Here is a 22665-nt window from a genome sequence, read left to right as displayed (position 1 = left end):
GCTGTTTCAAACAGCGTTATTCCCTAAAAAATAAGTATTTTAGTATTTTAAAAATATTTTTAATGTCAATCTCAGGGAAAAAAATCCTTCTTGCAGTTTCCGGCGGCATCGCAGCTTTCAAAATTCATTTTCTGATTCGGGATCTGATTAAAAAAGGTGCGGACGTACAGGTGATTATGACTTCTGATGCCACGCAGTTTGTGACCAAGCTCAGCCTTTCAGTTTTATCTAAAAAACCTGTTTACAGCGATTTTTATGGAGAAAACGGATCGTGGAACAGCCATATAGATCTTGGGCTTTGGGCTGATCTGATGATTGTGGCACCATGCACTGCAAATACTTTAGCCAAAATGGTCAATGGGATTTGTGATAATCTGCTGATTGCAACTTACATGTCTGCAAAATGCCCTGTAATTATTGCTCCGGCAATGGATTTAGATATGTACAGACATCCGTCCACGAAGAAGAATCTTGATCTTGCTGAGAGCTTCGGTCACATCGTAATTCCCGCAGAAAGTGGCGAACTTGCGAGCGGACTCGTCGGTCAGGGAAGAATGGCTGAACCCGAAACGATTGTCCAAACCATCGAAGATTTTTTCAGTTCAAATCACAATAAAACTTTAGAGGGAAAAACAGTTTTAATAACAGCTGGTCCTACCTATGAAGCCATTGATCCGGTGCGATTTATCGGAAATCATTCTTCAGGAAAAATGGGCTATTCTCTTGCTGATGAAGCGGCAAAGCGGGGTGCGAAAGTGATTCTGATTTCCGGGCCGAGTTCAGAGAAAGTTTCAGAGCAAAATATTGAACTTCACAAAGTTACTTCGGCAAAAGAAATGTTTGACAAAGTTTTTGAGTTTTATGATAAGGTTGAAATAGGTATCGCAAGTGCTGCCGTCGCAGATTACACTCCAAAAACAGTGGCTTCTGAAAAAATTAAAAAAAATGAAGACAGTTTTAGCATTGAATTAATCAAAAATCCGGACATTCTGAAAACGATGGGCGAGCAGAAAAAACATCAGTTTTTGGTAGGCTTTGCCCTTGAAACCCAAAATGAAGAAGAAAATGCCAAGGGAAAACTTCACAAGAAAAATCTCGATATGATTGTTCTGAATTCGTTGCGTGACGCCGGTGCCGGATTTAAAAACGATACCAATAAAATAAAAATTTTCACGAAAACAGAAAAAAAAGAATTTGACTTAAAATCTAAAGATTCTGTCGCAAAAGATATCCTCGATTTTGTTGAAAATCAATATTTAAAATAAATTTAATAAATTTCCGTTCTCAATTTTAATCTTTGAAATGAAAAAATACATCATCATACTATTTCTGCTCTTGATTTCTCAGCTTTCTTCTGCTCAGGAAATTCTGGCAACTGTTCAGGTTAATTCCCAGCAGATACAGGGAAGTAATCAGCAGGCGTTTAAGGCTTTGGAAAAAAGTTTAAGAGACTTTATCAACAATACAAGCTGGACGGGGAAAAAGCTTCAGAATTTTGAGAAAATCAAATCAAATTTTTCTCTTGTTCTCAGCGAAAGAGACGGCAATAAATACCGGGGGAGCATCGTTGTGCAGGCCGTGAGACCTGTTTACAACACTACTTATGAATCTCCGCTTCTCAATGTTCAGGATACAAAATTTGCATTTGAATATGTTGAAAATGAAAATCTGGTATTCAATGAAAGACAGTTTTCAGGGAAAAATCTTATTGATGTGATCAGTTTTTATGTTTACGTTATTTTAGGGTATGATTCAGACAGTTTTCAGTCTAACGGTGGAACTCAGTATTTTGCAAAAGCACAGCAAATAGCCCAGAATTCTCAAAACAGAGGCTATGAAGGCTGGAACCAGATCAACGAACCGCGAAGCAGAACTATTTTAATTGGTGAAATTCAAAACCCGAACATGAATCAGTTGCGTGCCACGATGTACACCTATCACAGAGCCGGGCTGGACAATCTTTTCAATCAGGACCAGAGCCAGGGAAAAAAAATTATTGCCGATGCACTGCTGCAGCTTAAGATGTATGAGAATAATTTTCAGCAGAATTATTTCTTTAATCTCTTTATGGATAATAAAAGTGACGAGATTTATAATATTTTTAACTCCGGAAACAATGGCGCTGTCAACATAAATGATCTGAAACAGCTGATGATTGTTTTTGCACCAAAATTTGCTGAAACAAAATGGAATAAATGGAAGTAAAGGCTGAATGATGTTTCTTTTAAAGTATTCTTAAGATAATTCAGACCGAAATAGAAGTACCCCATCATTCGCACAATTGCTGAATTCTCGTTACTAAAATTTATATTTGCATTACAAATGCAGACTTCGTAATATGCTTTCCAGAATCTACATCAAAAACTTTGCGCTCATCGATGTGCTCGAAGTGAATCTTAATAAAGGCTTACAGGTAATCACCGGCGAAACCGGTGCAGGAAAATCTATTATCCTCGGGGCATTGCGTCTGATTTTAGGGGAGAGGGCAGATCTCAAATCCATATCAAAAGCTGAAGAAAAAAGTATTGTAGAAACCGAATTTTCTCTCAATAATCAGTTCAAAAAGTTTTTTATAGAGAACGATCTCGATTACGAGCATCAAACAATCATCCGTCGTGAAATTCTTCCATCAGGAAAGTCGAGGGCGTTTATCAATGATGTACCTGTGACTCTGGATATTCTTAAGGAGCTGACTTCGCAGTTGGTAGACATTCATTCTCAGTTTGAAACTTCCAATTTATTTACCTCCGAATATCAGTTTAAAATAATTGATGGAATTTCGGGTAATAAAACAATTCTGGAGGCGTATCAGAAAGAATTTTCAGATTTTCAAAGTCTACACCTTCAGCTTAAAAAATATAAAACCCAGCTTTCAGAAAATAATAAAGAAAGCGATTACAAAAATTTTCTTTTAACTGAACTGGAAGAAATTGATCTGGACAATATTGATTACGAAGAACTTCAGAACCAGCTTTCGGTGCAGGAAAATGCAGAAATGATTTCTGAAAATCTGGCTCAGATTCTTTCAAGATTTCATCAGGAAGAAATGGGGATTTTTTCGTTTTTCAATGAAGCTAAAAATAAACTTTCTAAAATTGCTGAAGTTTCGCAAAGTTTTTCTGAACTCGACGAAAGGCTGGAAACGTCTTTTTTAGAACTGAAAGATATTGTTTCTGAACTGGAAGATGAAGCGGAAAAAATTGAGATCAATCCTGAAAATTTGGCGCTTCTAAGTCTTCTCAATAACAAACTCAACACTCTTTTCATCAAACATAATGTTTCTGATGTTGATAGTCTGAAAGAACTGAGAGATCAGCTTTCCGGCGAACAAAAAGGAGCTACGGAACTGGAAGAACTGATTGCTCAGGTTGAAAAAAGCATTGTTTCAAAAGAAAAACTGCTGGTAGACCTTTCAAAGAAACTTTCAGATAAGCGAAAGAAAAACACACCGGTTTTCATCACGAAAGCAGAAAAATTATTAAAAAAACTCGGACTTGAAAAAGCTAAAGTAGAAATTGATCTTCAGGATGCTTTAGAATTCAACAGCTTTGGGAAAGAAAACATTCAGCTTTTATTTCAGGCCAATTCTGGTTTTCCTTTAAGACCGATTCAGACCGCTGTTTCAGGGGGAGAACGTTCCAGAGTAATGTTGGCTGTCAAAAAAATTATTGCGGAAAGCGACGAACTTCCCACTTTAATTTTAGATGAAATAGACACCGGAGTTTCCGGAAAAGTAGCCGAAGAAATCGGAAATCTGATGCGGGAAATGTCTGAAGATATGCAGCTGATTGTTATTTCTCACCTCGCACAGGTTGCAGCAAAAGGAAATGACAATTATAAAGTGGTGAAACAGGATGTGAACGGCAAAACGCAATCTAATATCATTGCTCTTTCGGAGGAAGATAAACTGAATGAAATTGCGCAGTTGCTTTCCGGAAGCAAGATCACGGAGGCAGCGATGGCGCAGGCAAAGGAATTAATAGGTTAAATAATTATTATGAAAGAATTTACTATCGAACATGTGGGAAAAGGATTACTTATGTGGCAGTTATTTTTATCGCTGCTTTTAGTCTTCATCATTTTTCTGTTATTTAAAGTTTTCGGTCGTTCTAAAAAAGACAAAAGCAGTAAATCGTAAAGCTCTCACCACAATTCATTAAAATCCAATTAAAATCACTGTTTCAGGACAAACTTGTAACAAATTTTTAATTATGTTTACCAATACAAAAAAGTAAACTATGTTTAAAAGGTTTTTGAAGCTGGAGTGGAAGAGTTTTTTTCGTGGCTCTTCGGTGGGAATCAATCTGGCGATGAAGATTTTCAGATTTATTGGGATATGTTTCTTCATTTTGTGGCTTGGGATGATGGCTTTTGTAGCCTTTTTCTACGTGCAGGAAGAGATGAAGATGGATCCGTTGCGAATGATTTCACGTTTTTTAATCATAGGATGGATTGGCGATTTGTATTTTAAATATATGCTTCAGCAAATTCCTACGCAGAACATAAAACCTTTTCTTACTTTAAATATCCCCAAGAAAGTAGTAGTAAACTATACTTTAATAAAAACATTTCTTACCCCACTCAGCTGGTTTAATTCAATTTTTCTCATAACATTCTGCGGAATTTTAGCCTACAGCGGTTATGATTTACCGGGAATTTTCGCCTGGTTTATCGGAGTATCATCTTTATTTTATCTGAATAATTTTCTCAATCTTTTATTTAACGATAAAGAAAACATTGCCATTGGCGTAGGAATTTTTACAGCAGCTCTTGCAGCTTTAAATTATTACGAAATTATTCCGGTTTTATCATACTCAGAAACAGTTTTTTACAGTTTTTATAAGCATCCTTATTTAGCTGTAGTTTCAGTTCTTCTGTTTGCCGCACTTTGGAAAATTACTTTCAACTACATCCGGAAAGGTTTCTATCTTGATGAAGGTCTTGAAGCCAAAAAAGAAATCGGAAAGACAGAAAACATTGAGTTTCTGAACAAATACGGAGCTATCGGAACATTTATCAACAATGATATCAAAATGCTGAAACGAAACAAGGTGACGAAAGGTGTCATGACGGGCAGTGTGATGTTTCTTTTTTACGGCCTTATGATGTTTGTGAATGATGTCTATAGTGGTCCGGCATGGATGATGTTTATGGGACTCATGGTGACGGGAGGTTTTCAGTTTACTTTCGGTGGGAGAGTTCCCGCTTTCGATAGTGCCTATTACCCTCTCATGATGACGCAGAATGTTCCGTACAGAGAATATCTGAAAGCAAAATGGTGGCTGATGAATATAGTCACGGCAATTTCCATTGTCATTGCTCTGTTCTACGCTTATTTTGGCTGGGAGATTTATTTCGCATTCTTCGCTGCGGGATTGTACAATATCGGAGTTAATTCACAATTTACCCTTCTTTCCGGCGCGTATAATAAAAATCTGATAGACCTTAATTCAAAAGAAAAAAGAGTGGGACAAAAAAACACGTTTACATTCAAAACTATCCTTCTGATTATTCCTAAAATGCTTTTGCCAATGGGAGTTTATTATGTGATGAATTATTTCTTCGGAATTTCCACAGCTGTAATTTCTATTGGGATTCTGGGCTTAATCGGATTTCTTTTCAGAGAAAAAATATTCGATATGATTATTGAAAAATATAAAACTGAGAAATATAGTACGATTGAGGCTTTTAAGAAAGACTAAGTTGAAAGAACCAGGTAAAAAGTGTAAAGAGCCAAGTAAAGTAATTCTGGTTCATACTGAAAAGTTCAAGTAACAGTCTTCAAGCTCGAAAGTAGTGTTATTAGCAAAACCAAACACCCATCATCCTACACCAACATAATACCCAAAAAAATGATTATAATTCAAAACCTTAAAAAAACATACGGAACTGCAACTGTTCTTAATATAGAAAATTTAGAAATTACCAAAGGCGAAACTTTCGGTCTGGTTGGAAACAACGGAGCGGGAAAAACAACGCTTTTTAGTTTGATGCTTGATTTAATACAGCCAACAACTGGTTTTGTAAGTGTTGAAGACATTAAAGTCAACGAATCTGAGGCCTGGAAAAATAAAGTTTCAGCTTTTATTGACGAAACTTTTCTTATTGGATACCTTACGCCCGAAGAATATTTTTATTTCATCGGAGAACTGAGAGGTCAGAATAAAGCTTCTGTAGACGAGTTTTTAAAGCAGTTCCATGATTTGTTTAACGGTGAAATCGTCAATGCAGGAAAATACGTTAGAGATTTATCGAAAGGAAATCAGAAAAAAGTAGGAATTGTTGGTGCATTAATCGGTAAGCCTGAAATTATTATTCTGGATGAACCATTTGCCAATCTCGATCCTTCCACGCAAATCAAACTGAAAAATATGATCCGTGATTTTGCAAGAGAAAATGGCGTAACGTTTTTAATTTCAAGTCATGATCTTGCCCACACAACAGAGGTATGCAACAGAATTGTGGTTGTGAATAAAGGCGAAGTCGTGCGTGATATCCAAACCACTCCGGAAACTTTGCGTGACCTTGAAAAGTATTTTGAAGATCAGGTCAACTCAGTAAAGCAGGAAGTGATTTCTGAAGAGCCTGTAATTAGAACTGATTTACCAACAGAAAATACAAGCGGGACGTTTTGACTAAATCTAAAAAAATATCAACGGTAAAGTGAAAGCCCTGAAGGGGCAACAACATCAGCATCGGGTGCAGCCCCATGTATATAAAAGAATTGTAATCATAAGCCCTGAAAGGGGCGACATCATACGAATCATATCTGATTCAATGTTTTTTTTAAAACAAATTAGTAAAATATAACATTCATTTTCAGTAGGTTACGAAAAATTTCAATAAAATTAAAAAAAGACTGTAACCATTTTAAACTTTTGCTGTCTTTAGTATAGAAACAGAATAAACCATGAAGCTTTTGTTTGGAAATAAAAAAGATGATTTGCTGAGCCGCCTCAAAAGGCAGGATCCGGCTGCGCAGAAAATCTTTTATGATCAGAGTGTAAAGAAATTTCTGAGTGTGGCAAAAAGCTACGTCAGCGATATCTATCAGGCGGAAGATTGCGTGATCAAAGCATTCTGCAAAATTTTTAAACACATTGAAAGCTTTCGTGGCGAAGGAAACTTCGAAGGTTGGGCGAGAAAAATTGTAGTCAACGAATGTCTCAATTTCATTAAAAGCCGCAAAACGGTTTTTTACCTCGACGACGTTCATGCTTCTGTTCCGGAAGATTTGCAGGAAGAGACTTTTGATTTTGACTTTAATGCTCAGGAACTTTTAGATCAGCTTCCGGATGCGTACAGAATGGTTTTCAACCTTTATGTGATTGAAGAATATTCGCATCAGGAAATTGCAGATACGCTGAACATTTCCTTAGCAGTTAGCAAAACCCAACTCTTCAGAGCAAAAGAAAAATTAAGAAAGATTTACTTTCAACAACAAAAACAACTGAAAAATGAACTCGTTTAATAATAATTTTGAAAAACAATTCAAAAAACAAATCGACGAAAGAGAGCTTACTCCTTCAAGAGATTTGTGGGCGGAAATTCAGGCTCAGACTGAAAATTCTGTTTCCGGAAAATCTAAATTTAACTGGGTTTATCTGGCTGCATGTTTTGTTGTAATCTTTGGTTTGGGAGCGGTTTTATTTTTTAATAATAATGCTGAACCAAAATCACAACTGGCTGAAACGGTAAACATACCTTCTCAAAAACAGGAAAATCCGGTAGAATCAGAGAAAATTAACTCAAAAGAAATTGTTCCAGAAAAAGCAGAAGAAAAATTTGCTGAGACTAAAAATATTCCTTTGCAGGAAAAAACAGTGCAGGAAATTAAGACTCAGAATAATCTGCCACTCATCAAAGAAAATCCTTCGGAAGTTGCTTCTCAAATCATTATTCAGAATCAGCCTGCGAAAATTATGGCAAAATCCGATTCTGTACAGGTGAAGAAGAAAAAAAGATTCGTTGATCCTTCAACCTTACTTTTTTCAATCGAGCATAAAGATGTCATTGAAAAATCTAAAGACGGCAGCAATGTCGCAACCATCGATCTGAACAATAAATAATTCAATTTTAAACTAAAAAAAATAATATCATGATTAAGAAATTTATCATCACAGGAATGTTGTGCCTTGTTGCAACCACAGTTAATGCACAGAAAAAAGCGTTGGGAATCAATCTTCAGTCTAAAGAAGACACTACGGTAAGTCCGATCGTTAAAGAGAAAGTAGAAGAATATGCTGCAAAGATCAATGCAATTATTCAGGAAGAAAAAAAGTTGATGGAGGGCGAATTGGCGACTCTTCAGGTAAAAAATTTAGATAAAGCTGAATTCGACAGGCAGAAAGCACAAATTGCGGACAGCTATTCGGATAAAATAGATGCAAAAATTGAGGCATTGGGTTTTGATTTGGATCAGGTCATCCAAAAACAAGTGAGATATTCTCTTTTAAATTCTGACGTAACTTCAAACGAAGAATTAAAATCACAATTGCTTAAAAAATACCGCCCCGTAAAAAATCTTGAAGGATATTTCTCTTACGGAATCATGACTTTGACCAACGATAAACCTGATAACGATTTAGATAAAAATTTAGGGTATGCCAACAATCTGGAATTTGGTTTGAAATTTAATTACCAGTTCAGCAGAACGAGCCCGTGGGGATTGATTTCAGGTTTAGGGTTTTCATGGAGAACGGTTCGTCCGGACAATAATATGATTTTCGCCAAACAAAACAGCGATGTGATGTTGGCAAAATATGAAGGAAGTTTAGATAAGTCTAAATTGAGAACGGGTTATTTGATGGTTCCTTTCGGATTTCAATATAATTTTTCTAAAATTAAAAATGCCGGAATGGATGTTCAGTACAGACCTTATTCAGACGGTTTGAGAATGACTGCAAACGTTTATGGCGGTGTGAGAATGTCAACTAATAATATCGTTAAAGGAGATTCTCAAAGTTTCAGAGACCGTTCCAACTATCAGGTAAATCCTTTTGTTTACGGCGCTCAGTTCACGGTTTCTTACGATAACTTAAGTGTTTTCGTCAAAAGAGATTTCAGCAATTTCTTCAAAGATTCTTATTTTGAAAACGACAAAGCTTTGGTTTTCGGAATTGCTTTAGGCTGGTAAGATTTTTCACATTTATATTTAACAGAAAACTCCGCAGAAATTTATTTTCCACGGAGTTTTTATCAAATTATTTGTTTTAATTCTCTCACAGATCTCAAGGATTTTCACAGATGAATTTGAAAAAAAAATATGCTGAATCTGTAAAAAATCACTGTGAGATTATCTCACGCAGATTTTGTAAATAAAGCAGATCAAAAATCTGTGCGATCTGTGGGGCAATAAATCTATGCGATCCGTGAGCAATATTCTATTTCAAACTTCCCACCATATCTTCTGGTTTCACCCACTCATCAAACTGCTCCGAAGTGACAAAACCAAGGTTAATCGCTTCTTCTTTTAAAGTCGTTCCGTTTTTGTGAGCGGTTTTTGCAATTTTGGCAGCATTTTCATAACCGATATGCGTGTTCAGAGCGGTTACCAGCATCAGAGATTTATCAACCAGTTCTTTAATTCTCTCATGATTCGGTTCAATGCCAACGGCGCAATGGTCATTGAATGAAATACAAGCATCAGCGATTAATTGAGCCGACTGCAGGAAATTGTAAGCCATCACCGGTTTGAAAACATTCAGTTCATAATTTCCCTGAGTTCCCGCAAAAGAAATTGTAGTGTCATTACCTAAAACCTGAGCACAAACCATTGTCAAAGCCTCATTCTGTGTAGGATTTACCTTTCCAGGCATAATGGAAGAACCTGGTTCGTTTTCCGGAATATGAATTTCGCCAATTCCAGAACGTGGTCCTGAAGCCATCAACCTGACATCCTGAGCGATTTTATATAAAGAAACCGCCAATTGCTTCAACGCGCCGTGAGATTCTACAATCGCATCGTGAGCGGCCAAAGCTTCAAATTTATTTTCGGCGGTTACAAAAGGAAGATTCGTGAATTTTGCTATGTAATCCGCTACTTTTACATCGTAACCTTGGGGTGTATTTAAACCAGTTCCTACTGCAGTTCCGCCCAAAGCCAATTCAGAAAGATGGGGTAAGGTGTTTTTTAAAGCTTTGATTCCGTAGTTCAACTGAGAAACATATCCTGAAAACTCCTGACCTAAAGTCAATGGTGTTGCATCCATCAAATGCGTTCTCCCGATTTTTACAATGTCTTTAAATTGAATTGCTTTTTCATTCAACGTATTTTTTAGTCTCTCAACTGCAGGAATTGTAACTTCAACTACTTTTTTGTACGCCGCTATGTGCATTGCTGTTGGATACGTGTCGTTGGATGACTGAGATTTATTCACATCGTCATTCGGGTGAACTTCAGTTTTGTCGCCTAAGTTTCCGCCAGCGTTAAAATGAGAACGGTTGGCAATCACTTCATTCACATTCATGTTCGACTGTGTACCAGATCCGGTTTGCCAGATAACCAAAGGAAACTGATCATTCAGTTTTCCATCCAGAATCTCATCACAAACCTTGCCGATCATATTCCTTTTTTCTGCGGGAAGAACTCCCAAATCTGTATTGGTAAATGCCGCAGCTTTTTTTAAGTAAGCAAATGCTTCGATAATTTCATGGGGCATTGAACCTTCGGGACCGATTTTAAAATTGTTTCTTGAACGTTCTGTCTGCGCGCCCCAAAACTTGTCAGCAGGAACCTGCACTTCACCCATGGTGTCTTTTTCTATTCTGTAATTCATTGTGAAATTGTTTTCTTCAGATTTAGGCTGAGGTTTAGGTTTAATCAGACTTAACCTTAAGCTCAGCCTCAATTGCTAAAGTTAAACAATGTAAAACAACTCCGCAATTTATAATCATTATAAATACGCATCTAAATCATTGATTTTACTCATGCTTTTTTCACGATGTTTTATTTTTGCACCGAAAATAGAAAGTAAATGGATTTTAGATATCAGGATCCGTATCCAATTTTGAAAGATGATACGGTTTATAAAAAATTGACTTCAGACTATGTGAAAGTGGAGCAGCATGGTGAAAGAGAAATTTTAACCATCGACCCGAAAGGCTTGGAGCTATTGGCTGAAGAAGCTATGGCAGACGTTTCTTTCATGCTCCGTTCTTCGCATTTGGAAAGTTTAAGAAAAATTATTGACGATCCTGAGGCGACTGATAATGACAGATTTGTTGCTTATAATTTACTTCAAAATGCTGCGGTAGCGGTGGAAGGTGCTTTACCTTCTTGCCAGGATACAGGAACGGCAATCGTGATGGGAAAAAAAGGTGAAAACGTTTACACAGGCGTTGAAGACGGCGAATATTTAAGCAAAGGAATTTTCAATACCTACCAGAAAAGAAACCTAAGATATTCTCAGGTCGTACCTTTGACGATGTTTGATGAGAAAAATTCAGGTTCAAATCTTCCGGCGCAGATTGATATCTATGCTAAAAAAGGAAATTACTACGAATTTTTATTCTTGACGAAAGGTGGTGGTTCTGCCAACAAAACTTTCCTTTATCAGAAAACGAAATCTTTACTGAACGAAAAATCTCTTGAAGCTTTTGTAAAGGAAAGAATTTCAGATTTGGGAACAGCGGCTTGCCCGCCTTACCATTTGGCTTTGGTAATTGGAGGAACTTCTGCTGAAGCAAATTTGGCAGCGGTGAAAAAGGCATCTGCAAAATATTACGACAATCTTCCGACAGAAGGAAATGAAGCCGGGCAGGCGTTCAGAGATTTGGAATGGGAAGCAAAAGTTCAGAAAATCTGTCAGGAAAGTGCAATTGGTGCTCAATTTGGCGGGAAATATTTAACGCACGATGTTAGAGTAATCAGATTGCCTCGTCATGCAGCTTCCTGTCCGGTAGGAATGGGAGTTTCCTGTTCGGCAGACAGAAATATTAAAGGAAAAATTACCAAAGACGGTATTTTTTTAGAGCAATTGGAAGTAGATCCGAAAAGATTTTTGCCTGCAACACCACCACATTTGGAAGCAGCGGTTGATATTGATTTGAATAAACCAATGCCGGAAATTTTAGCTGAACTTTCAAAATATCCAATCAAAACAAGATTAAAATTAAACGGAACTTTAATCGTTGCAAGAGATATCGCTCACGCAAAAATCAAAGAATTGTTGGATGCAGGACAGCCTATGCCTGAATATTTCAAAAATCACCCTATTTATTATGCCGGACCTGCGAAAACACCGGAAGGAATGCCTTCAGGAAGTTTCGGGCCAACGACTGCGGGAAGAATGGATGTTTATGTTGACGAATTCCAAAGTCACGGTGGAAGTATGGTGATGCTCGCAAAAGGAAACAGAACTGCCGATGTAACCAATGCCTGCAAGAAGTATGGCGGTTTCTACATCGGTTCAATTGGTGGACCGGCTGCAATTTTAGCAAAAGACAATATTTTGTCTGTTGAGGTGGTCGATTTCCCGGAATTGGGAATGGAGGCAGTAAGAAAAATTGAAGTGAAAGATTTCCCTGCATTCATCATAACTGACGATAAAGGCAATGACTTTTTCGCAAATTTGGCACATTAATTAGTTTAAATTTAAAATAAATAGCGAAAATCAGCTTTCATCTTTTGCCTAAGAGGTAAAAATGTTCTATTTTTGCGTAAATCTTTAAGAAAAGAATCATGATGTTATCAGCATTTTGGCCGTTTTACCAATTCATCTGGACAGTTTACTTCGTTTGCATGTTGCTTGTCGGGTTTTGGTGTATTTTAATGTTTTTCGGATTTGTTATTCCTCTTTGGCTGACTGAAGGTTTAAAGGAATATTTCGGAAAAGTAAAGCCTTTTGATCCTGAAAAAATCAGAAGCAAAATGCTTTATGAGCAGAAAGGTGTAGAAGTTATTTACAACTCTCCGAAAGGTCACGGTCCTTTTATTCATGATAACCACGGAAGTAACGGACATCATTAATTGATTGTCAGTTCTTTTTCCCCTGAATTCGGAAGAAGGACTATCAAAGCAAAACAACATATATTTAAAACCACTGTTTTTACAGTGGTTTTTCTGTCTTTTTCAGCTTTAAAATATTTTATTACATTTGAAGAAAATCAATAGTATGAAAATCTTGAAATTAATTATCTGCCTGCTTTTCGGGCTGATGATTGCTAACGCTGGCTTAGACAAGTTCCTGCACTACATGCCGATGCCGGAAATCACACCGGAACAGATGAAGATTTTTGATGCGTTCAACGAATTGCACTGGCTGATGCCTTTGGTAGGAGCGGTAGAAATTATTGGCGGATTACTATTTATCTTTCCAAAAACAAGGGCTTTGGGTGCTATCGTGATCTTTCCGGTAATGGTCGGAATTATTCTTCACGTTTTCACCATCGACAAATCTACAATGGGAATGTCAATCGCAGGTGTCTTGTTTTTAATCAATCTTTGGATAATTTTCGACAATAAAGAGAAATATAGAGCGTTGCTGAAGTAAGAATGTGAATTGTGAATAGTGAATTGTCAATTCGCTTGCGGAGCAAAATTTACAATTCACTACTACCTTTATACAAATGCGCTGAAACCTGTAATTGAACGGCCCACAATCAGTGAGTTGATCTCTTTTGTTCCTTCGTAAGAATAAATTGCTTCTGCGTCGGCGACGAATCTCGCGACATCGTATTCAAGCAGAATTCCGTTTCCACCCATCACTTCACGCGCTCTGGAAACGACGTCTCTGGTTCTCATCGTACAGAAAACTTTGGCTAAAGAGGCGTGTTCATCTTTTAAAGTTCCTTCATCCTGCATTTCAGAAAGTCTGAAAACCATCGTCTGCATTGCGGTAAGGTTAGAAAGCATCTCCACCAGATGTCCCTGAATCATTTGAAATGATGCAACCGGTTTTCCGAACTGTTCTCTTGTTCTTGTGTAATCAAGCGCACTTTCGTACGCACCTCTTGCACAGCCTGTCGCCATCCATGCAACACCGGCTCTCGTCATTCTCAAGACTTTTGCCGTGTCTTTAAATGAATTCGCATTTTGTAAACGGTTTTCTTCAGTCACCAGACAGTCTTTAAGAGTAATTAATCCGTTCTGAACTATCCTCAAAGCCATTTTTCCTCTGATCTTCTCTACAGAATATCCCTGATTATCTTTTTCAACGATAAAACCTTTCACTTCACCATCGTCTAAATCTCTTGCCCAAATAATAATGATATCCGCAAAAGTGGCGTTGCCGATCCATTTTTTCTGTCCGTTTAAAATCCATCCTTCAGGTGTTTTTTTGCAGGTAACTGTTAAACCACCTGCCGCTCCTGAACCCACTTCAGGTTCAGTTAAGCCAAATGCTCCGATTTTTTCAAATTTCTGCATTTGAGGAAGCCATTTCTGTTTCTGCTCTTCCGAACCGCAAATATAAATTGAGCCCATCGAAAGACCAGACTGTACTCCAAAGAATGTTGCGATCGAGGCGTCAATTCTTGCCATTTCCATCGCAATGACACCTTCCATTAAAAAAGGCATTCCTTTGCATCCATAGCCTTCGTAGGTTACGCCGCAGATATCAAGTTTCTGAAATTTTGGAATCAATTCGTGCGGAAATTCATCACGCAACCAGTAATGATTTACCAACGGTTTGACTTCTTTTTCCATAAAATCTCTCACCTTCTGCTGAACATCGCGCTGTTCGGGCGTTAACGTATGGTAAACATCATAGAAATCGCCATCGATGGGCGGAAGTTCTCTGGATTTTTTATTCGGGTCGAGCATTTTCATCATTCCGCTGAGCTGTTTGTCATCCAGTTTGGAAAAATTTTCCATGAGTTTCGGAAGATTTACCTTTTGTGAAATTTCGCTGAGCTGGTCAAAATCAATCGATTTAAACAATTCTATGGCGTTTCTGATTTTGGAAAAAGTTTTAGACATATTGATTTCTGTTTTGATTTGTAAAATTTAAGCAAAAATCAATCCGAACGTGGTACACAATGCGATAGTGTAATTTACAAAGTGTTGATTCATAATTAAATAAATCAAAATAATTGTTTACAAAATGTTACCTGTAATATTCAAACATTGCAAGCAATTCCTGCTCAACTTTGGATTAAGCAAGAAATTAAAAATCAATATTATAAAATCGCCAATATCTAATGCTACTGGTAAAACACATACCAAATGGCGATTCCATATGACATTTAAAAATAAATAAATATATACATATGAAAACGACTTACATCAGATTAACGATCGCAGCAGCACTGTTATTAGAAATTTATTCATGTAAAAAAGGAGAGGCTTCAACTTCTGATCTTGAGGCTTATTCTAAACCCGATTCTGCAATTAATATAAGTGCAGATAGTATTTCTTCGGTTGCAACAATGTCTGTAAAAGAAAAGCAATTCATCAAAACTGCCAATGTAAACATGGAAGTTAAAGATGTTTACGATACAACAATTTCAATTGAAAAAACAGTTCAGGAATTGGGAGGTTTTGTTACGCACAGCGATTTGCAAAGCAAAGTAATTTCTGAAGACACTTACAATACTTCCGGTGAGGATGCGATGCTCGTGAAAAAATATCAGACAGAAAATTCAATGCTGGTAAGGGTTCCCACTTCAAAATTAGGCGAACTTTTAACCTTAATCAATGATAAAAAACTGTTTCTAAACTCAAGACTTATCAATGCCGAAGATGTGACTTCAAGTATTAAATATGCAGAATTGGAAGGCAAAAGAATCAAGAAAACTGAAGAAAATATTTCAAAACTCAAGGCAACTCAAGACAAGGTAACTTTAGATAACGAAAATATGTCCGATGGAAATCTTCAGCAGCTTGCCAACATGGATGTTTCGGATAATTTAAAGTACAGCACAGTTGAGATTTACATTCAAGAACCTAAACTTCGCATCGCAGAAATTGCGGTGACCAACACAAAAAACATCGACAATAAATATAAATTTAATTTCCTTTATGATGTGAAAAATGCTTTTACAGAGGGCTTTTATCTGATTCAAAAACTGTTCGTAGGGCTTGTAGCCATTTGGCCAATTGTATTAATTGCAGGAATCGGATTTTACTTTTACCGAAAAAACAAATCTAATAATAGAATTCAGCAGACAAAAGAACACAATTCGGCATCCTAACCATTAGGTTATCAACATAGATTTTTCTGAGCCTTCACTTTTGTGGAGGTTTTTTTATAATTAAAACTTTCGTTTCAGGATTTCTGGTTTTGTTTTGTGGAGATGCAGAATCAATTCGCCAAAAAGCGTGTTGGCCCATGCAAACCAGGATCTGGTATAATCTTTCGGATTGTCTACATCGAAAGACTCGTGGATAAATCCGGTTTCTGCATGAGTGGCTTTAAGCATTTTTAAAACTGAAACAATTTCTTCGTCATCATCAGTTGTCAAAGCCTGCATAATCAAACCCAGAGGCCAGATTTTGTGTTCGCCAATATGCGGACCGCCAATTCCTTTCGCAAATTTACCTTCACTGAACCACGGATTTGCTTCACTCAAAGAAAATTTCCTCGTATTTCTGTACACTTCATCATCTTTTGAGGCGTAACCTAAATAAGGAATTGACAAAAGATTAGGAACATTCGCATCATCCATAAACAGAGCATTACCGAAACCATCAATTTCTAAAGCATAGATTTTGCCGGCTGTGGGATGATTCAGAATCGCATATTTCTGAATGGCTTCATCCACTTCCTCTGCTAAATTTTTAAATTGAATGGAAAAATTTTCATCGTTTAAAATCTTGGAAAAAATCTCTGCCGTCTCCCTCAGAGAAACCACTGCAAACATATTCGAGGAAACTAAAAACGGATAAAAAGTCGCATCATCAGAAGGTCTGAACATCGAATGAATCAAACCGATTTTCTTTGTCGGATTTCCGTAACCGCCTGCAAACTGCGTATCTAAAGGATTTCCATTTGATCGTTGAAATTTATAGGGTCCTTTTGAATCTTTTCTTTGTTGTTCTTTAAAGGTCTGCAAAATCAAAAGCATTGCCTTTTTCCAATCTGTATCAAAAACAGAAAAATCTCCGGTTGTTTTCCAGTAATTGTAAGACAAGCGCATCACGTAGCAAAGAGAATCGACTTCCCATTTCCGCTCGTGAATTCCAGGTTTCATTTCCGTTAAATCATCTTTCCACTCGCTGACTTTGTTGGCATCATCAAAAAAAGCATTGGCGTACGGGTCCAGCAGAACACATTCAACCTGTTTATTGATCACGCCTTTTAATAGATCTTTAAGATTTTTGTCTTCATTAGCCAGACTTAAATACGGATAAACCTGCGCCGAAGAGTCACGAAGCCACATTGCATCGATGTCTCCGGTAATCACATAAGTAAAAGGTTTGTTATTCTTCTGATAAAATTTTACAGTTGTATCTAAAGTGTTGGGAAAACAGTTCTCAAACAACCACGCCAATTCAGGATCAGCGATGGATTTTTTGATGGTTTTAATTGTGTTTTCAACGGCTTCTGAAGTGAATTTTCGGTCGGATAACTTTGGTCTTTTGGACACAAAATCGTTTTTAAATACAAAAGTAGCAGAATTCGGTATTGCAAATATGCCTAATCCGAGAGATGATTTTTTGATGAATGTTCTTCTGCTTATCATTTTTGATTGGTTTAAAATTTTTATTCCAAATCTAAGAGTTTTTTATTCAATCAAAACTTTTAACATCTATCATGAGCAACTGATCTCATTTGATATTACAAAACGTAGGGACTGATTTTTAATCCACAATTAACATCATTGCCCGAAAATTCCGTAAATTTGTCAATCGGAATTTATCAACCGGATTTGAGGATAATTTGTTCAAATTTACTCCTCAATTCTAATTCAAAATTTAAATATGCTATCTAAAATAAATCCTACACAAACCGACAGCTGGGTCTCTCTTGATGAACATTTTGGCGACAACGACTTCGAACTGAGAAGTCTTTTTCAGTACAATCCGAATCGTTTTGAAGAGTTTTCTATCAAAAAAGAAAATTATATTTTCGATTATTCTAAAAATTTAATTGATTCAAGAACTAAAGAATTATTATTAAATCTTGCGGTAGAATGTCAGTTGAGGGAAGCTATCAATAAAATGTTTTCAGGAGATAAAATCAACGAAACAGAAGGTAGAGCAGTTCTTCACACGGCATTAAGAGACTTTTCAGGTAAAGAAATTTTGGTAGACGGGGAAAATATCAAACCTCAGATCAAAAGAGTTTTGGATCACATGAAATCTTTTTCTGAAAACATTATTTCAGGAAATCACAAAGGTTTCAGCGGAAAAGAAATTACAGATGTTGTCAATATTGGAATTGGTGGTTCAGATTTGGGACCTGTAATGGTTGTTTCTGCTTTGAAGCATTTTAAAACAAGATTAAACATTCATTTTGTTTCTAATGTAGATGGAAATCATATCGCAGAAGTTGTAAAAGACTTAAATCCTGAAACAACTTTATTCATCATTGCTTCAAAAACGTTCACGACGCAGGAGACAATGACGAATGCAAACTCTGCTAAAGACTGGTTCTTGAAAGCCGGAAAACAGGAAGATGTAGCAAAACATTTTGTTGCTTTATCCACTAATGTTCAGTCGGTTAAAGACTTCGGAATTGCAGAAGAAAACATCTTCGAATTCTGGGATTGGGTTGGCGGAAGATATTCTTTGTGGAGTGCAATCGGTCTAAGCATCGTACTTGCTGTAGGATATGACAATTTCGAACAGTTATTAAAAGGTGCTGAAGATACAGATCAGCATTTTCAAACGGCAGATTTTTCAGAAAACGTTCCTGTTTTGATGGGGCTTTTAGGAATTTGGTACCGTAATTTTTATGCAGCAACAACTCATGCAATTCTTCCTTACTCTCAATATTTAGACAGGTTTGCAGCATATCTTCAACAAGGCGATATGGAAAGCAACGGAAAATGTGTTGACAGAAACGGAGAATTTGTGGAATATGAAACGGGACCAATCATTTGGGGCGAACCTGGAACAAACGGACAGCACGCTTTTTACCAGTTAATTCATCAGGGAACAGAATTGATTCCTGCGGATTTTATTGCTTATGCGAAAAGTCCAAATGAAGTTTCTGATCATCAGGATAAATTATTGGCAAACTTCTTTGCTCAGACTGAAGCTCTGGCTTTCGGCAAAAATGAAGAGGAAGTAGAAGCAGAATTAAAATCTTCAGGGAAATCTGAAGAAGAGATTGATTTCTTATTAAATTACAAAGTCTTCCACGGAAATACACCTACAAACTCATTGTTAATCAAAGAACTAACTCCTTTTTCATTGGGTCAGTTGATTGCGATGTATGAGCACAAAATATTTGTACAGGGTGTCATCTGGAATATTTTCAGTTTTGATCAGTTTGGGGTTGAATTAGGGAAGGTTTTAGCCAATAAAATCTTACCCGAATTGGAAAATAATGAGGAAGTCACTTCTCATGATAGTTCCACGAATGGGTTGATTAATTATTATAAATCAAACAAATAGCTTCTGGCATCTAGCTTATTGCTATTGGCTTTAAAAATACGATGCATAAATATTTTGAATTATAGCTAGAACTGAACTTAAAATTTAATAAAAGTAAAAAATAAAAGTAAAAATGGCAGAAATTCTTGACGGATTAAAAGTTTCCAAAGAAATAAAAGCAGAAATCAAGGTTGAAGTTGATAAAATTATAGAAAGCAAACGAAGAGCTCCGCATTTGGTGGCAATTCTTGTCGGAAACAACGGTGCAAGCAAAGCTTATGTAAATGCAAAAGTGAAAGATTGTGAAGAAGTTGGTTTTCAATCAAGTTTAATTAAATTTTCCAGCACAGTTTCAGAATCTGAATTGCTGGAGAAAATTGAGGAACTTAATAAAGACAAGTCTGTAGATGGATTTATCGTTCAGTTGCCTTTACCAGACCAAATTGATCAGGAAAAAATCATCAACGCAATTGATCCACGAAAAGATGTTGACGGTTTCCACCCAACAAATTTCGGGAAAATGGCTTTGGAAATGGATACATTCTTACCTGCAACGCCATTCGGAATTTTAACTTTATTGGAAAGATACAATATCGAAACGAAAGGTAAAGACTGTGTAATCATCGGTAGAAGTAAGATAGTAGGAAGACCGATGAGTATTTTGATGGGAAGAAAAGATTTTCCTGGAAATTCTACGGTTACTTTGACGCACTCTTACACAAAAGACATCGAAGAATACACGAAAAAAGCAGACATCGTGATTACAGCTTTAGGAGATCCACATTTTTTGAAAGGTGAAATGATCAAAGACGGAGCAGTAATTGTTGACGTGGGAATTACAAGAGTGGATGACGATTCCCCAAAAGGATATTATCTGGCAGGTGACGTTGATTTCGACAGCTGTGCCGAAAAAGCAAGCTGGATCACGCCGGTTCCGGGAGGAGTAGGGCCAATGACAAGAGCAATGTTGATGAAAAACACCATCATTGCCTACAAAACTTCGGTTTACAACGATTAATTAAACAAAAACTTTCTTTTTTGGAGGTGGGAAAAGTCCCGCTCCTATAGAGAGGGATTTAGGGAGAGGAAAAATGGATTTAGTAGAAGATATATTATTAAAAGAAGGTAAAATGCTCCCGGTGATGGAGCATTTTTACACTATTCAGGGGGAAGGTGCGCATACAGGAAAAGCGGCTTACTTCATCAGGCTGGGCGGTTGCGATGTCGGTTGCCATTGGTGTGATGTGAAAGAAAGCTGGGATCCTGCGCTTCACCCTTTAATGAATGCTGAGGAAATTGCAGAAACTGCTGCCAGCCATTGTAAAATTATTGTTTTGACAGGTGGCGAACCATTGATGTGGAATCTGGATGTGTTAACCGGAAGGCTCAAAGAATTGGGCTGCACCGTTCATATCGAAACTTCAGGAGCTTATCCCATGAGCGGACAACTGGACTGGATCACACTTTCACCAAAAAAAACCGGACTTCCGAAAGAAGAAATTTATCAGAAAGCTCATGAATTAAAGGTGATTGTTTTTAATAACAATGACTTGAAATTTGCCGAAGAGCAGGCTGCAAAAGTTTCGGGAAACTGTAAATTATATCTTCAGAGTGAGTGGAGCAAACGTGACGAAATTTATCCTAAAATTACAGATTTTATTCTTGCAAATCCGCGCTGGCAGGCTTCTGTGCAAACTCACAAATATCTGAATATTCCTTAAAATTAGCTATCTTAGCCCCTAAGTTTTCAGTACGCGATGCAGAGAATACGGTATTCCAGATATTTAAAAATAATTATTGTTTTGCTAGACCTTCTGGTACTCGCATCGGTATTTATTTTTTTCTATCTGAGCAGGAATTCAAATCTCATTCACGACATCAATCTCTGGTACGAAAATTCTTTCCCGCTGATCTTGCTGATTTCCTTCTGGCTGCTCCTGAGTGGCCGCACAAAGATTTACAACATCCCCAGAAATCTCACTTACACGCTGTTTATAGAACGAATTATTGTTCAGTTTATTCTTTTTGTAATTGGTTTGGTACTCATCAGAAAGGTGAGCAACAATCAGTTTTTCAGAAGTGAGCTGGCTTGGCTGTCGCTGTATCTGTTTGTTTTTGTAGTGTTTTCAAAATCAGTTATTTATTTCGGAATTAAATTTCTGAGATCCCGCGGCGTCAATCACCGGAATGTCATGTTTCTTGAAGAAAATTCATCCACCGAAGTTTTAAGAAATATTCTGACGGAAAGAAAAGATTTTGGATATAAAATATTTGAATATGAAAGATCTCCGCAGAGCAGTTCTTTAACTCAGTTCTGGAAAAAAAATGGTATACATACCGTATTCATTCCCACGCAGAACTCACTGGATCAGCAGACTGAAGAATCAATCTACAGGCTTGCAGAAGAAAACAAAGTAAACATCACGCTGGTGCCTTCTTTATCCCAGAACGAGTTTTTTCTCTATGATCTTTCATATATCAAAACACAGCCTGTTTTAAAGCAGGCAAAATATCCGTTAGATTATTTTTCTAATTATATTCTGAAACGCAGTTTCGACATTATTTTTTCGGTCTTTGTTTTGCTATTAATCTGTTCGTGGATGTTTCCGCTGATTGCCATTTTAATCAAACTGTCATCCAAAGGTCCAGTTTTTTTTGTTCAGAAAAGATATGGTTTTCAGGAAGGGATGTTCAGCTGTTTAAAATTCAGAACAATGGTGGTGAACGAAGATTCATATACAAAAACCACCGAAAAGAACGATAAACGGATCACAAAAATTGGTAAATTTCTGAGAAAAACAAGCCTTGATGAGATGCCACAGTTTTTAAACGTTCTGAAAGGTGAAATGTCTGTGGTGGGTCCCAGACCTCACATGATTGCGGTGGATGATCACTATAAGCCAAAAATTGGACGCTACAGCCTGAGAAGTCTGGTAAACCCCGGTATTACAGGGCTTGCACAGGTGAACGGTTTACGGGGAGATTCCGGTGATGGGGAAGTGGAGATGAATAAAAGAATTTTGGCAGACGCATTCTATGTGAGAAACTGGAGTTTTGTTTTAGATTTAGTCATCATTTTTAAGACCGTTTTGCTGGTGATTAAAGGAGATGAAAATGCAGGATAGAATGCTTAAAAGCTGTAAAAGTTTATGGCAATCTTACTTTCAGCGTCCTTAAAATAA

General features: G+C 37.0%; 19 protein-coding genes. 16 read left to right on the top strand and 3 right to left on the bottom strand.

The genetic code is table 11. From position 1 onward, the window contains the following. Positions 1 to 62: 62 nt before the first annotated feature. From coaBC to ASG31_RS02085, 8 genes are all read left to right on the top strand, one after another. A complete protein-coding gene (gene coaBC, locus ASG31_RS02120; protein WP_056027427.1) occupies positions 63 to 1265 on the top strand; it encodes a bifunctional phosphopantothenoylcysteine decarboxylase/phosphopantothenate--cysteine ligase CoaBC in 1203 nt (400 codons plus the stop codon). Positions 1266 to 1302: 37 nt separating this feature from the next. Then, positions 1303 to 2205, top strand: a complete 903-nt coding sequence (locus tag ASG31_RS02115) for a DUF4835 family protein (protein WP_056027425.1) — start codon at positions 1303 to 1305, stop codon at positions 2203 to 2205. Positions 2206 to 2338: 133 nt separating this feature from the next. Beyond that, on the top strand, positions 2339 to 3988 hold the full coding sequence (locus tag ASG31_RS02110) for a DNA repair protein RecN (protein WP_056027423.1): 1650 nt from the start codon (positions 2339 to 2341) through the stop codon (positions 3986 to 3988). A 250-nt stretch (positions 3989 to 4238) separates the two neighbouring features. Next, positions 4239 to 5702, top strand: coding sequence for a DUF5687 family protein (locus ASG31_RS02105; protein WP_056027422.1), 1464 nt, complete (start codon positions 4239 to 4241; stop codon positions 5700 to 5702). A gap of 150 nt (positions 5703 to 5852) precedes the next feature. Further along, positions 5853 to 6635, top strand: coding sequence for an ABC transporter ATP-binding protein (locus ASG31_RS02100; protein ID WP_082504411.1), 783 nt, complete (start codon positions 5853 to 5855; stop codon positions 6633 to 6635). A 275-nt stretch (positions 6636 to 6910) separates the two neighbouring features. Further along, positions 6911 to 7471 (top strand): RNA polymerase sigma factor, encoded by a 561-nt coding sequence (locus ASG31_RS02095; protein ID WP_056027420.1) that lies wholly within the window; start codon positions 6911 to 6913, stop codon positions 7469 to 7471. Continuing rightward, positions 7458 to 8069, top strand: coding sequence for a hypothetical protein (locus tag ASG31_RS02090; protein WP_056027418.1), 612 nt, complete (start codon positions 7458 to 7460; stop codon positions 8067 to 8069). Before ASG31_RS02095 ends, ASG31_RS02090 begins: the two co-directional genes overlap by 14 nt. A 29-nt stretch (positions 8070 to 8098) precedes the next feature. After that, on the top strand, positions 8099 to 9136 hold the full coding sequence (locus ASG31_RS02085) for an outer membrane beta-barrel protein (protein ID WP_056027417.1): 1038 nt from the start codon (positions 8099 to 8101) through the stop codon (positions 9134 to 9136). A 247-nt stretch (positions 9137 to 9383) separates the two neighbouring features. Here the strand turns inward: ASG31_RS02085 and fumC are convergent, their stop codons facing one another. Beyond that, positions 9384 to 10778, bottom strand: coding sequence for a class II fumarate hydratase (gene fumC / locus ASG31_RS02080; protein WP_056028038.1), 1395 nt, complete (start codon positions 10776 to 10778; stop codon positions 9384 to 9386). Positions 10779 to 10976: 198 nt separating this feature from the next. On the opposite strand from fumC, the gene ASG31_RS02075 reads away from it, so the two are divergent. From ASG31_RS02075 to ASG31_RS02065, 3 genes are all read left to right on the top strand, one after another. After that, entirely contained in the window at positions 10977 to 12584 is a 1608-nt protein-coding gene (locus tag ASG31_RS02075) for a fumarate hydratase (protein ID WP_056027415.1), read from the top strand. 98 nt (positions 12585 to 12682) lie between these two features. Beyond that, complete coding sequence (locus ASG31_RS02070) at positions 12683 to 12970, top strand: hypothetical protein (RefSeq protein WP_056027413.1); 288 nt, start codon at positions 12683 to 12685, stop codon at positions 12968 to 12970. A 145-nt stretch (positions 12971 to 13115) separates the two neighbouring features. Further along, entirely contained in the window at positions 13116 to 13493 is a 378-nt protein-coding gene (locus ASG31_RS02065; RefSeq protein ID WP_056027411.1) for a MauE/DoxX family redox-associated membrane protein, read from the top strand. Positions 13494 to 13561: 68 nt separating this feature from the next. On the opposite strand, the gene ASG31_RS02060 is transcribed toward ASG31_RS02065, so the two are convergent. Continuing rightward, the gene (locus tag ASG31_RS02060) at positions 13562 to 14920 is read right to left on the bottom strand and encodes an acyl-CoA dehydrogenase family protein (protein ID WP_056027409.1); all 1359 of its coding nucleotides are present in this window, start codon (positions 14918 to 14920) and stop codon (positions 13562 to 13564) included. A gap of 290 nt (positions 14921 to 15210) precedes the next feature. Here ASG31_RS02060 and ASG31_RS02055 point away from each other — a divergent pair, with 290 nt between their 5' ends. After that, positions 15211 to 16134, top strand: a complete 924-nt coding sequence (locus ASG31_RS02055; protein ID WP_056027408.1) for a DUF4349 domain-containing protein — start codon at positions 15211 to 15213, stop codon at positions 16132 to 16134. 60 nt (positions 16135 to 16194) lie between these two features. Here ASG31_RS02055 and ASG31_RS02050 read toward each other — a convergent pair whose 3' ends face one another. Next, entirely contained in the window at positions 16195 to 17625 is a 1431-nt protein-coding gene (locus ASG31_RS02050; RefSeq protein WP_056027406.1) for a glycoside hydrolase family 125 protein, read from the bottom strand. A gap of 238 nt (positions 17626 to 17863) precedes the next feature. Between ASG31_RS02050 and pgi the strand changes: the two genes are divergently transcribed. The 4 genes from pgi to ASG31_RS02030 all read left to right on the top strand — a co-directional run bounded on the left by pgi (position 17864) and on the right by ASG31_RS02030 (position 22608). Continuing rightward, positions 17864 to 19504 (top strand): glucose-6-phosphate isomerase, encoded by a 1641-nt coding sequence (gene pgi / locus ASG31_RS02045; protein ID WP_056027404.1) that lies wholly within the window; start codon positions 17864 to 17866, stop codon positions 19502 to 19504. Between the two features lie 112 nt (positions 19505 to 19616). Further along, positions 19617 to 20501 (top strand): bifunctional 5,10-methylenetetrahydrofolate dehydrogenase/5,10-methenyltetrahydrofolate cyclohydrolase, encoded by an 885-nt coding sequence (locus ASG31_RS02040; protein ID WP_056027402.1) that lies wholly within the window; start codon positions 19617 to 19619, stop codon positions 20499 to 20501. A 73-nt stretch (positions 20502 to 20574) separates the two neighbouring features. After that, on the top strand, positions 20575 to 21204 hold the full coding sequence (locus ASG31_RS02035) for a 7-carboxy-7-deazaguanine synthase QueE (protein WP_056027400.1): 630 nt from the start codon (positions 20575 to 20577) through the stop codon (positions 21202 to 21204). Positions 21205 to 21240: 36 nt separating this feature from the next. After that, positions 21241 to 22608, top strand: coding sequence for an exopolysaccharide biosynthesis polyprenyl glycosylphosphotransferase (locus ASG31_RS02030; protein ID WP_056027398.1), 1368 nt, complete (start codon positions 21241 to 21243; stop codon positions 22606 to 22608). The last annotated feature ends 57 nt before the right edge of the window (positions 22609 to 22665 follow it).

The organism is Chryseobacterium sp. Leaf404, assembly GCF_001424145.1.
Lineage (GTDB): Bacteria > Bacteroidota > Bacteroidia > Flavobacteriales > Weeksellaceae > Chryseobacterium.
Note: the sequence above shows the minus strand (reverse complement) of the source record. Positions and strands in the feature narration are given on the sequence as shown.

Excerpts from the sequence above, each read along its gene's own strand:
- ASG31_RS02065 (WP_056027411.1), top strand. The coding sequence starts at position 13,116 with ATGAAAATCTTGAAATTAATTATCTGCCTGCTTTTCGGGCTGATGATT.
- ASG31_RS02070 (WP_056027413.1), top strand. The coding sequence starts at position 12,683 with ATGATGTTATCAGCATTTTGGCCGTTTTACCAATTCATCTGGACAGTT.
- ASG31_RS02040 (WP_056027402.1), top strand. The coding sequence starts at position 19,617 with ATGGCAGAAATTCTTGACGGATTAAAAGTTTCCAAAGAAATAAAAGCA.
- ASG31_RS02100 (WP_082504411.1), top strand. The coding sequence starts at position 5,853 with ATGATTATAATTCAAAACCTTAAAAAAACATACGGAACTGCAACTGTT.
- ASG31_RS02110 (WP_056027423.1), top strand. The coding sequence starts at position 2,339 with ATGCTTTCCAGAATCTACATCAAAAACTTTGCGCTCATCGATGTGCTC.
- ASG31_RS02055 (WP_056027408.1), top strand. The coding sequence starts at position 15,211 with ATGAAAACGACTTACATCAGATTAACGATCGCAGCAGCACTGTTATTA.
- ASG31_RS02060 (WP_056027409.1), bottom strand. The coding sequence starts at position 14,920 with ATGTCTAAAACTTTTTCCAAAATCAGAAACGCCATAGAATTGTTTAAA.
- coaBC (WP_056027427.1), top strand. The coding sequence starts at position 63 with ATGTCAATCTCAGGGAAAAAAATCCTTCTTGCAGTTTCCGGCGGCATC.
- ASG31_RS02090 (WP_056027418.1), top strand. The coding sequence starts at position 7,458 with ATGAACTCGTTTAATAATAATTTTGAAAAACAATTCAAAAAACAAATC.
- ASG31_RS02085 (WP_056027417.1), top strand. The coding sequence starts at position 8,099 with ATGATTAAGAAATTTATCATCACAGGAATGTTGTGCCTTGTTGCAACC.
- ASG31_RS02095 (WP_056027420.1), top strand. The coding sequence starts at position 6,911 with ATGAAGCTTTTGTTTGGAAATAAAAAAGATGATTTGCTGAGCCGCCTC.
- ASG31_RS02030 (WP_056027398.1), top strand. The coding sequence starts at position 21,241 with ATGCAGAGAATACGGTATTCCAGATATTTAAAAATAATTATTGTTTTG.
- fumC (WP_056028038.1), bottom strand. The coding sequence starts at position 10,778 with ATGAATTACAGAATAGAAAAAGACACCATGGGTGAAGTGCAGGTTCCT.
- ASG31_RS02115 (WP_056027425.1), top strand. The coding sequence starts at position 1,303 with ATGAAAAAATACATCATCATACTATTTCTGCTCTTGATTTCTCAGCTT.
- pgi (WP_056027404.1), top strand. The coding sequence starts at position 17,864 with ATGCTATCTAAAATAAATCCTACACAAACCGACAGCTGGGTCTCTCTT.
- ASG31_RS02105 (WP_056027422.1), top strand. The coding sequence starts at position 4,239 with ATGTTTAAAAGGTTTTTGAAGCTGGAGTGGAAGAGTTTTTTTCGTGGC.
- ASG31_RS02075 (WP_056027415.1), top strand. The coding sequence starts at position 10,977 with ATGGATTTTAGATATCAGGATCCGTATCCAATTTTGAAAGATGATACG.
- ASG31_RS02050 (WP_056027406.1), bottom strand. The coding sequence starts at position 17,625 with ATGATAAGCAGAAGAACATTCATCAAAAAATCATCTCTCGGATTAGGC.
- ASG31_RS02035 (WP_056027400.1), top strand. The coding sequence starts at position 20,575 with ATGGATTTAGTAGAAGATATATTATTAAAAGAAGGTAAAATGCTCCCG.